This window comes from Nocardia vinacea NBRC 16497, assembly GCF_000308835.1.
Lineage (GTDB): Bacteria > Actinomycetota > Actinomycetes > Mycobacteriales > Mycobacteriaceae > Nocardia > Nocardia vinacea.
The window spans coordinates 45396-59711 of record NZ_BAGN01000412.1; the positions used below are offsets into that span (position 1 = coordinate 45396).

Consider the following 14316-nt stretch of genomic DNA (forward strand, 5'->3'; position numbering starts at 1 on the left):
TGCGGTCAGCTAGATGGCGACGATGAGGTCAGGCGCCCCGGATCCGGTACGCGCTGCCTCGACCACAGCCAGCAGAGGGTTCGATAGTTGAGAATTTCGACCAGTGCGCGGGGCGGGCGTACCGTGACGATCGCCGTCGCGGCAATCACCGCATTCGGACTGACCACCCAGCTCGCCCCGACGGTCGGCGCGGTGCCCGGCGCGGGCCCGGTGCCGACCGCATCCGCGAATTTCGGCCTGCCTGCCGACTACCGGCCGACACCCGAGAAGTACGGCATCGCTTATGAATTGGGCAAGGTCGTGCCGCTCGCGGATGGCACGCAACTACAGACCGAGGTGCGCTATCCGACCGATCCGGCGACGGGTCAGCACGCCGTGGGCGAGTTCCCGGTGGTCGTCAACTTCACTACCTACGGCGCTGTTTCGAGCGCTGTCACCGCGGCGATCACCAGCGTCATCGACACCTTCCGAATCCCGCTGCCCGACCAACTCAAAGATGCACGCCGCATCATCAATCAGGCCACCAGCGCCCAGGACCTCCTCGTCGAGCACGGCTATATCGAGGTCATTGCCGATGTCCGCGGCACCGGCGGGTCGACCGGCGCATGGAATCCGGCGTCGAAGCAGGACGGTATCGACGGCGTGCAGTTGGTCGACTGGGCGGCGAAACTGCCCGGCTCCAATGGCAAGGTCGGCATGTTCGGATATTCGTTCCCGGCGCTGTCCGCGCTGCGCACCGCCGAGGCGGTCGGTCCGGGTTCACCATTGAAGGCGATCGTCCCGATGGCCATGCCCAACAACATCTTCAACGAAGTCCTCGGCCACGACGGCATGATGAGTCCGGTTCTGCTCACGGCAATTTCGTTGATGGTGCCCTATCTCAGCCTCATCGGACCGTTCCTGACAGCGGTCGTATCGCCGCAACAATTTTTGCGCTCGCTCATCGAGCATCTACAGGCGCTCGTGTCCTCCGACAGCACGATCAAAATGCTCCTCGACGCCTACAGTGGCGGACCGCTGGCCTACGACGGCGACTGGTGGCAGGACCGCCGCTTCGAAACCCACCTGGACAACCTCGTCGCAAATGACATCGCCATGTACCAGGTCGGCGGCCTGTGGGACCTCTACCAGGAAGGCCCGTGGCGCAACTACTCCCAGCTGCAGAACCTCGCCGCGGGCCGCGATCAGTTCGCGCCGATGGCACCGCGCCAAGCCGTCGACGGCCGCTACCAGCTGCTGATGGGGCCCTGGTACCACGTCGGTCTCGGCTTCGGACCGGGCTCGCGCCTGGACACCGATATGATCACCCTCGCCTGGTTCGACCGCTGGCTCAAGGACATTCCGAACGGTATCGATAAGACCGACGCCACGCTGCACGTCATCGATCCGAGCAATATGGCGGTCGCGACCGCACGATATCCGTTCGAGCAGACCACAATTCAGCAACGCTGGTTCGACGGCGACCGCCTCGTCGCGCAGGCCCCGACCATCGCCGATGCCGCCGACCGGCTCGACTACACCGGCATCGACAACCCGTGCAATCGCCAGACCATCGGCCAATATACCGGCGGCCTACTGGATTTCGTCTTCCGACTCTTCAACGCCTACAACCCGTGTACCGAATGGGTGCAGGAACCGACCGCGGGCCGCAAGTACACCATGGACCCGGTGACCGAGCCGACCGTGCTCGCCGGTCCGGGCAGCGTCACGCTGTACGCCTCATCGTCGAGTACCGATGCCGCGTTCCAGGTCTGGCTCGACGATGTCGCACCCGACGGTTCGGTCGTCAATATCACCGGGGGCTCCCAGCTCGCCAGCCAGCGCACCCTCGAGGAGAGCAAGACCTGGCGCACACCCGACGGCACCGTCTACGGGCCGGAACATGTGGTGCGCAAGGACACCGAACAACTGCTCACGCCGGGCGACGTGACGAAGCTGGACATCAAGCTGCGCCCGACCTTCTATCGACTCGAGCCAGGACACGCCCTCCGGTTGCGGATCACCAGCGGCACCTTCCCCACCACCATCCCGATCCCGACCGATCTGCCGCGGCTGCTCGGCTCGTCGCAGCAGATCCATCGCGATGCGGCCGCACCGTCGCGGGTGGTCCTCCCCTTGGCCCCGGCCAGCGCCTTCGGGGCCTGACCGGATCGGACACATCCGGGTCGGCACCCGGACCGGCCCGGATGTGTCCCACCACACTTTCGATTCCCGGACACCCCGATCGCCTGGCCTTTGATCATCGAGTTCCTCGATCGCGTCGCCGTTACCCTGACAGCGGCCGTGCGGCCGGGATAGTCTCCGTGAGGGATCCGATTCGGGATTCGTAGTCACCCGGGAGCATCCGATGATGAAGGCTCTGGTTACCGACGGGGCATCCACCTCGCCCCGATCCGTGCACTATGTCTCCGGGTCGCCCGGTGAATTGCGTTGGGAGGGTACGGCATTGCTGCGCGCCGGCGTGCTCGCCTTCGGCGGCAGCATCGGCCCCACCGCATTGCACGCCCATCACGCCGTCCAAGTGGTCGCCGCATGTACGCCGGTGGTCGTGGTGGACGCGAGCGGCATTCGGCATCGCGGCACACATGTCATCGTGCCCGCCGACGCACCGCATCGCATCGCCACCGGGGCCGAACGCGGCACCGCGATCTATCTCGATCCGGAGTCCGTCGCGGGCGCGGCCGCCGACCGCAGAGCCCACACCTACGGGTGGGCCGATTCTGAGCATTCCCTGCCCATCGATCCGGAGCGGGAGACACTCGCCGAACTGGTCGCCGAAGTCGTCGATGATCTCGAAAGCGACAATTCGCACAGCATCGAGGACGAGCGCCACGAGGCAGTGACCGAGGTGCTGCGACTGCTGCCTTCCATCGTCGGCGACGGACCGATCCGCGGCGCGGATGTCGCGCGCCGGGTCGGCATTTCCGCAACCCGACTCACCCATCTGTTCACCGAACAGGTCGGAATTCCATTGCGGCCCTACATTCTCTGGCTCCGACTACATGTGGCGATCACCAGCGTCCGCTCCGGCGACGATCTCACCGCCGCCGCCCACGCCGCCGGTTTCGCCGATAGCTCCCACCTGACCCGCACCTGCCGCCGCACCTTCGGACTGCCGCCCTCGGCCCTGAACCGACGCGTCGATTGGGATCTCGGCGACGCCTCCTAGGTACAGCCGAATCGTTCAAGTCATTCCGGGCACGGCCGACCAGGCTTGCCCTATGACTACCATTACCCGCACGCCCGCACAGCGTCTCGCGCGCTACGGTTACGTGCCCTTCATGCTGATCGGCCTCAACGGCGTCGGTATCGCGCTCAGTTCCATTGGTGCGCCGAAGTTTTGGCTGTTGCTCGTACTGGTGGTCGCGATCGTCGCCTCATTTCTCGTGGAGCGGCTGATTCCGTACGAGGCCGACTGGAATCACGATCTCGATGACACCCTGCGCGATCGCATCCACGCCTTCGTCAACGAAATGCTCATCCTGCTCAGCGTCGCGGCGATTCCGCTGCTGACGGCCATCGTGCCCGCTCCGGACAGCTGGCCGACCTCGTGGCCGTTCCTGTGCCAGGTTCTCCTCGCCATCCTGGTCGCCGATCTCGGCATCACCACGGTGCACCTGGCCAGTCACAAAATCGGACTTCTGTGGCGCTTCCACGCCGTGCACCACAGCGTCGAACGCTTCTACGGCCTCAATGGTTTGATGAAACATCCACTGCACCAGACCGTGGAGATGGCCGCCGGTGTCGCCCCGCTCATCCTGATCGGCCTGCCATCGAATATCGCTGCCGCCCTTGCTCTCTCGGTCGCCATCCAGCTGCTGCTGCAACATTCCAATGCCGACTACCGGATCGGACCCGCCAAATATCTGCTGGCCTTGAACGAGGGCCATCGCTTCCATCATCTGAAGTTCGCCGGTATCGGCGACGTCAACTTCGGCCTGTTCACCCTGATCTGGGATCATCTGTTCCGCACCTACTCCTACGATCCGGCACGACGCTTCGGCACCGACGATCTCGGTATGGCGGCGAAACCCGACTACCCGAGCGGCTATGTCGACCAGTTCGTCTACCCGTTCACACCGGACGGCGGCTGTGCAATGTAGTCGGTAAGCTCTTGGCATGTTCTCGCGGGTACACCTCATGGCGTTTGCGGTCTTCGCACTCGTCGTACCCGCGCTCGCCCTGGCCGCGGCACCGTCGAATGAACCGGCGGCACTGGCCGTCTTCGGTGTCATCGCCGCGTCGCTGACCTTGACGCTGCTCGCCCTGCAGAGCACCCGACGTATCCCGATGGCGCCAGCCCACTCGGGTCCGCCGCCCTCGGCGCAGCGTCGCCGCCGGGGTTCCTTCCTGCGTCAAAGCAATCCGGATACCGCCGGACGTCCGCGCCCGCGAGCACCTGGTTCGGTCACCGCTTAGCGATCACTCGCCGCCTGGTCCCCAGGCGATTCGGCTGACCATTCCCATCGACGTGCGCATACGCGCGTTCCCACAGTCAGGTGCTCTCATGCTCGACTTCATCTACTACCCGGTGTCCGCCATTCTCTGGTTGTGGCACACCGCCTTCGCCACCGTCCTGGGTCCCTCGAGCGGACTCGCGTGGGTACTCGCGGTCATATTTCTCGTGATCACCCTCCGCGCCGCGCTATTCCTGCCATTCCTGAAACAAGCGCGCACCCAGGCGGCTATGCAGCGACTGCAACCACGCGTCAAAGCCATTCAGCAGAAATACAAAGACGATCCGGTCCGCAGGAATACCGAAATCCAGCAGTTGTACAAGGACAACGGCGTCAATCTCTTCGCGAGTCTGATTCCGATGATCGCCCAGGTCTTCGTATTCATCGGCCTATTCCATGTGCTGCGTTCGTTCGACCGCACCGGGACCTTCGATTATCTACCGTTCGGGCGCACCGCGACAATGACGGCCGAACAGAATGCCGCGACCGCGAATTATCTCTTCGGCCCGGGTGATGTGCAGTCGTTCCTGCATGCCCATCTGTTCGGCGCACCGCTGTCGGCAACACTCGCCGGTGCGGGCGAACTGCTGTCGACCATGGCCCTCGTGGCCCTTCCGCTCATGCTGATCGCCTCTGTCGCAACGCATTTCACTGCCCGCGCGTCATTGGATCGGCAGACCGGGCCGACGCAGTTGCCCTTCATGCGCACGCTCAGTCTGTGGGTCTTCCCGGCGGCCGCGATTCTCGGCGGCGCATTGCTGCCGGTGGCGATCCTGCTCTACTTCGTCACGAACAATGCCTGGACGCTTGCACAACAGCATTTCGTCTACCGCCGCCTCGACGCCGAAACAGCTGCCGAGGCAAAGCGTGTCGCCGCGGCCGTGGCGAACGCCACCCCCAAACCCGGCGTGAAACCGAAGCGGCGATAAATCATTCGCGCACCCTCCGCCGCGAACCCTATGGTTGTTCCAGGTCGAGTCAAGGGGCGCAGCGGAATCTCCGCACCCGCGTTCCCCGTGTCGGGCTCGGTCTCGCACCTGGCGAAGGGCTCCAAGCCTGGATGGGTTCGATTCCCACTGCGATGCCACCCGGTTCCGGTCGGATACGGCAAACGGCTCTGCGGGCTCCGCGGCTACGGCCGTGGGACGCCTCCGCCGCGAACCCGTGACCGGAACCGGGTGACATCCGAAATAACCAGGCAGCCAACGACACACGGCACGGGAGGAGTGAAACATGTACACGACGGTCATGGAGTGGCAGCGAACGCTGCTGTACCGCGACGGCACACTCGAGCGAGTACTCGAGCCAGGACGCCACCGCTACGACGCCAAGCGCTGCACGCTGATCGTCGTCGACATGCGGCCCCGGCTGCTGAATGTCAGCGGCCAGGAACTGCTCACCCGCGACGGACTGTCACTGCGGGTCAGCTACGCACTGAACTGGCAGGTCACCGATCCGGAGGCATTCACCACCGGCGCGCAGTACCCGGAAAGCGTGCTGTACGCGGCGGTGCAGGATGCCGCCCGCCGGGTCGTGGCAAGCCATTCCCTCGACGAACTCGTCACCGACCGCACGCTGCTCGTCGGGGACATCGCCGAAATCGCCACGGCAGTAACAGGGCTCGGCATGCGCATCGACGCACTCAACGCTCGCGACCTGATGCTGCCCGGCGAACTCCGCAAGGCCGCACTGGAAACCGTGCTCGCCAAGGAACGCGGCAGGGCCGAGCTCGAGCGAGCGCGCGCCGAAGCGGCAGCACTACGGTCACTGGCCAATACCGCGCGACTGCTCGAGGAACACCCGACACTGCTACGGCTGCGCACGCTGCAGGTCGCAACCACTCCGGGCACACAGGTAGTGCTCGACCCGCGCGAGCGCGCATGAACTGAAACCCCTTGTCCACTCCTCTTGGACAAGGGGTTTCAGCGTTGCGAAGTTCGCCCCGCTTTCCCTCGCGTCATCGTGCGATCGTCCGTGCAAGCATCCGCATTCTGATAACCACTCGGTGCGCAAGACCATCGCCTAGTCGCCGACGCTCGTCACCTCCGATTCGAAACCCTGCGTCTCGCACTGGGTGCGCCCTGGTCTCGATCCGCACCGTGGGCCAGCCGGATCCGCACTCTTGATCCGCAGACCACGCAGGTGCAGGGATCGGACGGCCATCAGCCCGAGATCAGGACACCAGCCACATGACGAATCAGAAAGCGCCCGTTTGTGTTCCGATTGGGTCGAATTACGCGAACGGAGCGCCGGAATGGACAAGCGGGCAGCAGCCTGTTCCCAGCCGCCCTACACTCAACGCACATGGATGCTCTCGACGGAGGTGATCGGCGGTTGAACCCCAGGGATCCGCGCGACCAACACACCGCACATTACGAGGCCGGCTATCACCCGGGGAACTACCGTGACCCCGGGTATAGCCAGGATCACGGATACAGCCAAGACCACGGATACGGCACGTATCAGCAGTCCGATTATCCGGACCGGCAGTCTCGACCACAGCAGGGGCCGGACGTCAACATCGGTATGTTCGTTGGTGGTGTGTTCGCGGCGGCGGTGGTGACCACACTCGCGGCCTGGCTGTGCGCCTGGATTATCGAGATCATCGCCACCCGGGTGACCGAGAGCAACAATTTCGGGGTGTGGAACCCGATGGCCCAGGACGCGTACTGGTTCGCGGCCGTGGCCTTCATCTGCACGCTGCTGGCCGGGGTGCTCTGGTATCTGCTGCGCCTGGGCACGCCGTCACCGGAGTTGTTCTTCAACTGGATCGTGGGAATCCTGACCGCCGCGGCGGTGATCATTCCACTCGCACTGTCGAGCCACCTCTGGGTGGGTATCTCCACCGCGATCGAACATTTGGTGATCGGGCTCCCGATCCTCAGCATGGTACGCATGGTGGGCGCCAAGAGCGTTGTAAACCAGTGAGGAACGGCCGACCCTCCGAAGCGAGATCCGATTCCAGCGACGAGACCTGGTCCGGTACAAGACCGACACCACGATCAGTAATCGATGCCGCCGAAGAACCGAAATCGCCACCGCTGTAACAGAACTCGGCATTCGCGGCGACACACCCAACGCCCGTGACCTGATGTTGTCCGGCGAACTGCGCAGGGACCGGCATCGATCACCTTTGCCGCAGTGACCATCGCTCGAGCGGTCGTCGGCATGGCGCCGGGCGCGACACAAACCGCCCGGCGTCCTCCCGGCTCTCCAGACCCGCCGCCTGCCCTGTTTCGGCAGGAAATCCCTGTTCGCGGCCTCGCCGCCATGACAGACTGCATCTTGGAGATGCCTTCTGGGAATGATCGGAGGATCGGAGCGGAGTTGGAACCGACGACGAATGAGTCGGATGCTGTCCACCGAACTCGCACCTTGCTGGCATCGGTTGTCAGGCGGTTCGCCGACACCTGGGATGAGACCGGTGCGCCACCGGACCTCGCGGAGTATCTGCCGGATGCGCCGGGATTGCGGCGGATGTGCCTGATCGAGCTGATCAAGGTCGATCTGGAGTACCGGTGGCTGCGCTACGACCATCCGAAGCGGCTCGCCCAGTACTGCGCCGAATACGCCGAACTGAGCACCGGGCCGACGCCACCCGATCTGGCCTACGAGGAATTCCATGTGCGGCGCCGGTCCGGACGCGACCAGGATCCCGGCACGCAGCCGACCGAAGTGGCTACCGCTGCGTCGGCCTTGTCCGATATCAACTACCGCAGCACACTGATCGCCCCGCCGCGGTCTCTGGAAGCGCTCAACGGGATCAGCCCCGGTGCGAGTGTGGACGATTTCGACCTGCTCGTCGGACTGGGCAGCGGCGCCTTCGCGCGGGTATTCCTGGCGCGGCAACGGTCGATGCAACGCCTGGTCGCGGTGAAGATCTCGTACAACCGCGGCACCGAGCCGGAGACGCTGGCGCAGCTGGATCACGAGTACATCGTGCGGGTCTTCGATCATCGGCTGATCGAGAACGGCGAGCTCAAATTGATGTACATGCAGTACCTTCCTGGCGGCACGCTGCTCGGGGTGCTGAATCTGGTGCGCGCCCGATCACCGGACCTCCGCAGCGGTGCCCTGCTGCTCGACGCCGTCGATCAGGCCATTCAGGACCGGGGCGGCATCGTCCCGAGTGAGACCGGCATCCGCGGCGATATCACCGGATATTCCTGGCCGGAAACGGTGGCGTGGCTCGGCAGCCGGCTCGCCGAAGCACTCGACTACGCCGCGCGCAGCGGAGTGTTGCATCGCGATATCAAACCCGCCAATGTGCTGTTGACCGCGGAAGGCATTCCGAAGCTCGCCGACTTCAATGTCAGCTTCAGCAACCACGTGGCCGGGACCAATCCGATGGCGTACTTCGGTGGGTCGCTGGCCTACATGTCCCCCGAACAACTCGCCGCCTGCCATCCGGAGCTGCCGACCACCGCCGAAGATCTGGATCTGCGCAGCGATATCTACGCGCTCGGCGTCATGCTGTGGGAACTGCTGACCGGCCGCAGGCCCTTCGACGACGAACCACTGGCAGGTGAATCCGAAACCTCACTGGCACGCATGCTGGAGCTGCGGCAGCAAGACATCGAACCACGGTACCTGTCCGAGCTGCCGCCGGACTGCCCGCCGACCCTGCGCCGAGTGTTGTTGAAATGCCTTGCGCCACAGCGGGACAACCGCTGGTCGAGCGGCGCCGAGTTGGCACAGCAGTTCGAGCTGTGCCTGGACCGTCGCGCCCGCGATCTCGTGGACCCGCACGGAAGCAGTCTGCGTTCGAAAGTCGGTCCCTGGTCGCTGGGGGCGATCGTCACCCTGGCCAGCGCGACCGGAGGCTTCCTCGGCGTGCTGTACGGCAACGTGCACAACAGAGCCTTGATCGAGGCGTGGATTCCGGACGACCAGCGACAATCCTTGCGGGCCATCAACCCGGTGCTCGAGCTGATCATCCCCCTGCTGGTCCTCATCGTGACGAACTATCTGTGCCGCAGGGTTTTTCTGGTGGTGTGGCGCGGACTGAGAAAGGGCCGGACGTTCACCCCTGAGATGCTGGCGCTGGCACGAAGAGACACACTGTCGGTCGGTGACCGAGTCGCCTGGGTCGCATTCGCCGGATGGAGCGTCGGCGCGATCGTGACCGCGCTGGCACTGCACAGCGACACCGACCTGCCCCTCGGGCAGGTGGTGCACTTGTCCGCCTCACTGCTCGTCTGCGGCGCCGTCGCCGTCGCCTACCCGTTCTTTCTCGTCACCCTGTTCGTCGTCCGGGTCATCTACCCCCGTCTTCTCCTGCACGGCACAGCACCCGAGGACCACGACAACCTCCGCGCCCTCAGCCGCCGCAGCACCCGCTACCTCGCAGTCGCCGCATCGATTCCATTGATCGGCGTCATCCACGGTCTGATGTTCCTGAAACCGGAAGAGGTCGCCCTGGTCACCGATTCGATCCGCTGGCTCGCCATCGCAGGCGTCTTCGGCTTCATCGGCAACTATTGGCTGCATCGAAAACTCGAGGATGACCTGCAAGCATTCCAACGCACCCTGTCCGGCAGCTCGCGGCAGAACCAGCGCTGACCACCGTGCCGGATACGCCAGAACAGTGCAGCGATGGACAGATCGCCGCTCAGAAGGACCGAGAATGTGCCGTTTACGGGTGCCGGGGGGGCGATGGCGATCGTGCTGGCGTCGTCCCGGAGGCGTTAGGTAGCAGCCGATGCGACGACCGCGCCGGAGCCGCCGAGGCGAACGTGGCGTGCGCGTCGATGTCGCGTCTGCTCGGTCGAGGTGTCCAGTGATCGCCGATCTCCACTCCGGGTGGGTTCGCAGCTGGTCGGCCAGTGTCTCGGCGGTTCGGTCGGCGAGCGCGGCGACCGGCCGCCAGGTCTCGATATCGGTCAGGATCGTGCCGTAATGGTGCCCGTGGTGCCGGCGAAGTCGTCGGCACCGAGCCCCCTGATGTCGGTGGGCCGGATCCGACAGCGCGCGAATGTGCCACAGCAGGGTCATTCCGCTCACCGTCGCAGCCAGATGCCGTGTCGAACCGGGAACCGGCGCAACCCCCCAGTGCCAGCGCGACGGCGCACTACAGGCGCTTCGGTGCGGTCGTGCCGAGCCGCCGACGCCGGCAGTCCTATAGCACGACATGGGAGAGACGGCCAGGACAACATCAGGTCTCGAGTGTGTCGCGCCGTCGCGCAGCGCGACGCCTCGCCTGGTAACGCCATCGTACGAGCGGGCCCCGCGCGCGTCGTCGGCTCGAGGTCACGTGGTGCCGGGATCGAAGGTCGGCTACGAGATCGCGTCCGCCGCACGCCAATACGCGACACCGTCGAAGAATCAACAGAATTTGATCATCGAATTCAAGGTCGGAATTAAGATCAAATTGTGTCACCTCGGCAAAATATGCTGTTTGCCAATTGTTAACCGTGATCATTCGCACAATAAGAAAAGTGGATTTGCAGATCTCTTCTTCATAACATTTGTGGTGTGCGACGTGATGGCGTCGTTATCCATCTGTGAAAGGAAGCTCTGTACATGGTCTCTCGCAAGGTCTTCGCCGCCGCTGCCACCGTCTCCGCCGCCGCCTTGTTCTTCGGCCCGGTCGCAGTGGCCTCCGCCGCCAACCCCGCCGCTACCCCCGTCGCCAAATCCGCCGCGACCGGCTCCGCGGGCTCGGGTTCGGCCGACGGCGGCTCGTCCTCGGGTTCGGCCGGATCGTCCTCCGGCTCCGCCATGCTCGACTCCGGCAGCTCGGCCCTCGACGGCGGCACCTCCGCCATCCTCAACATCATCGATTCGATCACCGGTATCAGGGACCTGACCCAGCCCAAGCCCGCCTCCTGATTCGGTCTCGGTAGATCACCACGTCATCCGTATCGCCTCTCGGGGCTGGATTTCTTTTGTGCCGCTACGCTACACATCGGCGAGTGCGCACCATTGCAGTGAATTTGCCAGAATCACACCGTTCATTCGCCGTATCGAGTAGCTGCGGCTGGTGAATTCTGACGATTCCGTTTGCCTGCCAACGAGATAGCTCTCCGCGCTGTGCGTCCGGGCGGTGCCTACCGCGCCGGCCGCCTGCGGGGTTGGCCGCGTCCGGTCCGCAATCGAGTCATAGCGGACCGGTCCGCCGAATCCATGTACGTAAGCGGTCTCCTTCAGCAAGCCGCTCTCGAGGTCCTCGTCCAGCCGAGCGCCGAGGCCTGAATTCCCCGCCGGAGCAACGTCCGTGCGAGCCTGCCGGGCTTATGGTCCTAACAACAGCGATATCCGGCGGCGAAGTATGTGTGCGTCGCTGACACGGCTGCTCGCTTATTGCGCTGCCATCAATCAGGGCTCCGCACTCAGGTGCCCAGCGCGGTTGCGGGAACACCGTAAGGCAAGAACCGCACGCGACGGCGTTCGTCGGTATTGTCGCGATGCGCACGCAAGGCCTCGAGCTCGCTCGGAAAAACCTGCTCGACCCTGGCCTCGCCGGCATCATCGATGCTGTAGATGACCCACACTCCACTGCCGGTCTCGCCGGTGGTCTCACCCTCCGGTTTCGGTGGCCGCGTGCGCTCCGGCTGAACAAACTGACCCAGCAGCGACGCCAGCGTACTCCCGGTTGTGCGATCGATGTACTCACCGGCTTTTCCGAGCAGGTCACGGAATTCGATCCCCGCCTCCCGCAACGCGCGTTCGAATTCTTCCGGATCGATCCCAAAAGGTCTTTCGGATGCCATCACATTGCTCCTGGAGTCGAATTCAGCGCTACGGCTTCAGTGTCCTCGCGTAATTCCGACTTCGCCACGTCCGGAAATGATCACGGCGCGACGCGACGAACTCGTCCCGCTGGATCGGCTGCGCAAGGCCGCGTGTCGACCTCCAAAACCCCGACGCTGACGATATCGGATGCGACGGCGATACCGCCCCGGCGGCGGTGGGAGACCTGCCCGGCCGCTTTTGCGCGATAGACCTGGAAGACGTAATGAGATTGCACGGATTCGGCGTCAGCAGGCCCGCATGGTCGCCCGCGGTCCGTAGACTTCGGCCGTGGGTGATATCGCGGACTTTGCTCGGCTGATCGCCGGCGATCATGGCCTTTGTGTCGTCTCGACCTCGCGGGCCGATGGCACTGTTCAGTCCTCGCTCGTCAACGCAGGTGTGTTGGCGCACCCGCAGACCGGCGAGCCCGTGGTGGGCATGGTGGTACGCGGTGGTACGCGCAAATTGGACAATCTCCGTGTTCGGGCGCGGATGACGGTTGTCGTCCGTGTCGGGTGGGCGTGGGCGGCCGTTGAGGGATCGGTGTGGATCGTGGGTCCCGACGACCCGGTGCCGGACATCGACGCCGAACGGTTGCGGCAGTTGCTGCGGGAGGTTTTCACCGCGGCGGGTGGCACGCACGACGACTGGGACGAATATGACCGGGTTATGGCAGCCGAGCGCCGCGCAGTCGTTCTCGTCGTCCCGGATCGCGTCTACGGCAACGGCTGAGGCGGCTATCCGCTGCCGCCGCTGCGCTTGCCCCTCGTTCAGGTTGTTCGCGCTGTCCATACCCGTCCATGCCAGGAGCACACCCCTGGCGGGATGGATCACCCTGATCAGACGACCACAATGTGCGTCCTGTGAACATGAGTTCCCCCAATACATTCCCGGAGTCCTCGGCGGCGATGGGCCGAGCGACGGCGCTGCTGCTCGCGACTTGCAGGGTTGCCCACGACCGGGTGCGGCAGTTCGCGCCGACCGAATTGGCCCGGGCACAGCAACATGTCAGCATCATCGGTTTACCTGAGTCGTGTGTGCGTAGTCGCGTGACAGCGTTCGGCGGCTCGGAACAAGCCGAGCACGACGTCACCGGCAATTCGGGTTACAGATCGGTGTCAACTGCGTACTTCTGCTGAATTGCGAACCAGCACCGCCGGATTCGGAGGCAGCAACCTAGATCCCGTGCGACGCTGTAGGCCCCCGGAGGCTCGAGCCGGGGAACTATCGCAGTGTTCGAAAGGGCAGACAATTATGACAACGACCGACGACCGGGCGCAGACCACCGAAGACGCGGCCGCAGCCGAGGAGGAGACGACAGCTACCGACGGCGAGGTGGCGGTGACCGAGCTGGAGACGGCCATCGCGGCCGAGGTCGAAATGCCGGCCGCAGCGGGCGAAACCGCGCTCGCTGAGGGCGAAACGACGGCCGAGAACGAAACCGCACTCACTGAAAGCGAAACGACGGCCGAGAACGAAACCGCACTCACTGAGAGCGAAACGACGGCTGAGGGCGAAGCGGCGGTTGCTGAAGCTGAAGCAGCCCAGGAGATTACAGTATCGGTGACTGAGCATGATGTGGCGACCGAGTGGGAGCCCGCAGCGGCGAGCGAGGGTGCCGAAGCGCCGCAGGCAGAATCCGCTTTTGCTGAGAGTGAAGTGGTGGTGGCCGAGGGTGAGACCGTATCCGACGCCGAGGCGGAACCCGTAGCTGAGGCACCCGACGCCAGTGAATCCTCCGCCGCCGAGAGCGATCCAATTGCTGAAGGTGATGCGGTCGCCGATACTGCGGCAGTCGAGGGGGATGCAGCCGCCAAAGATGAAGTGCCCTCAGCCGAAGATGAAGTGCCGCAACCTGACTCGACAGTCGAGGCCGGAGCCGAGGTTGCCGACGCGGCCGAGGAAACGGAGGCGACCGCCGCCGAAGACGAAGCCACCGCCGAGGCGCGACCCGACGCTGAGGCTGAAGCTGCGACGCCGGTCGCGGAGGCCGATGCTGTTGCCGCCGACACCGAAGCCGAAACAACAGGCGAAAACGAAGGGGCGCAAGTCGAGGGAGCAGTCGAGGTCGACGGAGTCGAGGTCGCGGATGCGGCTGAGGAATCGGCGGGGGTGACGCCGAGGA

11 protein-coding genes and 1 pseudogene are annotated in these 14316 nt (G+C 64.5%); 11 read left to right on the top strand and 1 reads right to left on the bottom strand.

The features are described from left to right. Positions 1–87 precede the first annotated feature (87 nt). The 9 genes from ON44_RS40195 (at position 88) to ON44_RS53615 (ending at position 11288) form a co-directional block, all read left to right on the top strand. Positions 88–2145 carry a CocE/NonD family hydrolase gene (locus ON44_RS40195; protein WP_083898456.1) on the top strand — a complete coding sequence of 686 codons (2058 nt, stop codon included), beginning with the start codon at positions 88–90 and terminating at the stop codon, positions 2143–2145. A 202-nt stretch (positions 2146–2347) separates the two neighbouring features. Then, complete coding sequence (locus tag ON44_RS40200; RefSeq protein ID WP_306306538.1) at positions 2348–3169, top strand: AraC family transcriptional regulator; 822 nt, start codon at positions 2348–2350, stop codon at positions 3167–3169. Positions 3170–3221: 52 nt separating this feature from the next. Next, positions 3222–4103, top strand: coding sequence for a sterol desaturase family protein (locus ON44_RS40205; RefSeq protein WP_040700079.1), 882 nt, complete (start codon positions 3222–3224; stop codon positions 4101–4103). Positions 4104–4119: 16 nt separating this feature from the next. Further along, positions 4120–4419: a DUF6412 domain-containing protein gene (locus ON44_RS40210; protein ID WP_040700080.1), complete on the top strand. Its 300-nt coding sequence runs from the start codon at positions 4120–4122 to the stop codon at positions 4417–4419. Positions 4420–4507: 88 nt separating this feature from the next. Then, positions 4508–5386 (top strand): membrane protein insertase YidC, encoded by an 879-nt coding sequence (yidC, locus tag ON44_RS40215; protein WP_040700094.1) that lies wholly within the window; start codon positions 4508–4510, stop codon positions 5384–5386. A 304-nt stretch (positions 5387–5690) separates the two neighbouring features. Next, on the top strand, positions 5691–6341 hold the full coding sequence (locus tag ON44_RS40220) for a slipin family protein (protein WP_040700081.1): 651 nt from the start codon (positions 5691–5693) through the stop codon (positions 6339–6341). A 420-nt stretch (positions 6342–6761) separates the two neighbouring features. Continuing rightward, positions 6762–7385, top strand: coding sequence for a hypothetical protein (locus tag ON44_RS40225; RefSeq protein ID WP_051183093.1), 624 nt, complete (start codon positions 6762–6764; stop codon positions 7383–7385). Between the two features lie 363 nt (positions 7386–7748). Continuing rightward, positions 7749–10019, top strand: a complete 2271-nt coding sequence (locus ON44_RS40230) for a serine/threonine-protein kinase (protein WP_083898462.1) — start codon at positions 7749–7751, stop codon at positions 10017–10019. Positions 10020–10979: 960 nt separating this feature from the next. Then, on the top strand, positions 10980–11288 hold the full coding sequence (locus tag ON44_RS53615) for a hypothetical protein (RefSeq protein ID WP_040700082.1): 309 nt from the start codon (positions 10980–10982) through the stop codon (positions 11286–11288). A 500-nt stretch (positions 11289–11788) separates the two neighbouring features. On the opposite strand, the gene ON44_RS40245 is transcribed toward ON44_RS53615, so the two are convergent. Then, positions 11789–12169 (bottom strand): Rv0313 family protein, encoded by a 381-nt coding sequence (locus tag ON44_RS40245; RefSeq protein ID WP_040700084.1) that lies wholly within the window; start codon positions 12167–12169, stop codon positions 11789–11791. Between the two features lie 310 nt (positions 12170–12479). Here ON44_RS40245 and ON44_RS40250 point away from each other — a divergent pair, with 310 nt between their 5' ends. Both ON44_RS40250 and ON44_RS47510 read left to right on the top strand, forming a co-directional pair. Beyond that, positions 12480–12923 (top strand): pyridoxamine 5'-phosphate oxidase family protein, encoded by a 444-nt coding sequence (locus ON44_RS40250; RefSeq protein ID WP_051183095.1) that lies wholly within the window; start codon positions 12480–12482, stop codon positions 12921–12923. Between the two features lie 522 nt (positions 12924–13445). Next, positions 13446–14316 (top strand): annotated as a pseudogene (locus ON44_RS47510) (hypothetical protein); the annotation flags it as partial.

What these genes read in the sequence shown, in the direction of transcription:
- yidC (WP_040700094.1), top strand. Translation starts at nt 4,508, where the DNA reads ATGCTCGACTTCATCTACTACCCGGTGTCCGCCATTCTCTGGTTGTGG.
- ON44_RS40205 (WP_040700079.1), top strand. Translation starts at nt 3,222, where the DNA reads ATGACTACCATTACCCGCACGCCCGCACAGCGTCTCGCGCGCTACGGT.
- ON44_RS53615 (WP_040700082.1), top strand. Translation starts at nt 10,980, where the DNA reads ATGGTCTCTCGCAAGGTCTTCGCCGCCGCTGCCACCGTCTCCGCCGCC.
- ON44_RS40245 (WP_040700084.1), bottom strand. Translation starts at nt 12,169, where the DNA reads ATGGCATCCGAAAGACCTTTTGGGATCGATCCGGAAGAATTCGAACGC.
- ON44_RS40200 (WP_306306538.1), top strand. Translation starts at nt 2,348, where the DNA reads ATGATGAAGGCTCTGGTTACCGACGGGGCATCCACCTCGCCCCGATCC.
- ON44_RS40220 (WP_040700081.1), top strand. Translation starts at nt 5,691, where the DNA reads ATGTACACGACGGTCATGGAGTGGCAGCGAACGCTGCTGTACCGCGAC.
- ON44_RS40210 (WP_040700080.1), top strand. Translation starts at nt 4,120, where the DNA reads ATGTTCTCGCGGGTACACCTCATGGCGTTTGCGGTCTTCGCACTCGTC.
- ON44_RS40230 (WP_083898462.1), top strand. Translation starts at nt 7,749, where the DNA reads ATGCCTTCTGGGAATGATCGGAGGATCGGAGCGGAGTTGGAACCGACG.
- ON44_RS40225 (WP_051183093.1), top strand. Translation starts at nt 6,762, where the DNA reads ATGGATGCTCTCGACGGAGGTGATCGGCGGTTGAACCCCAGGGATCCG.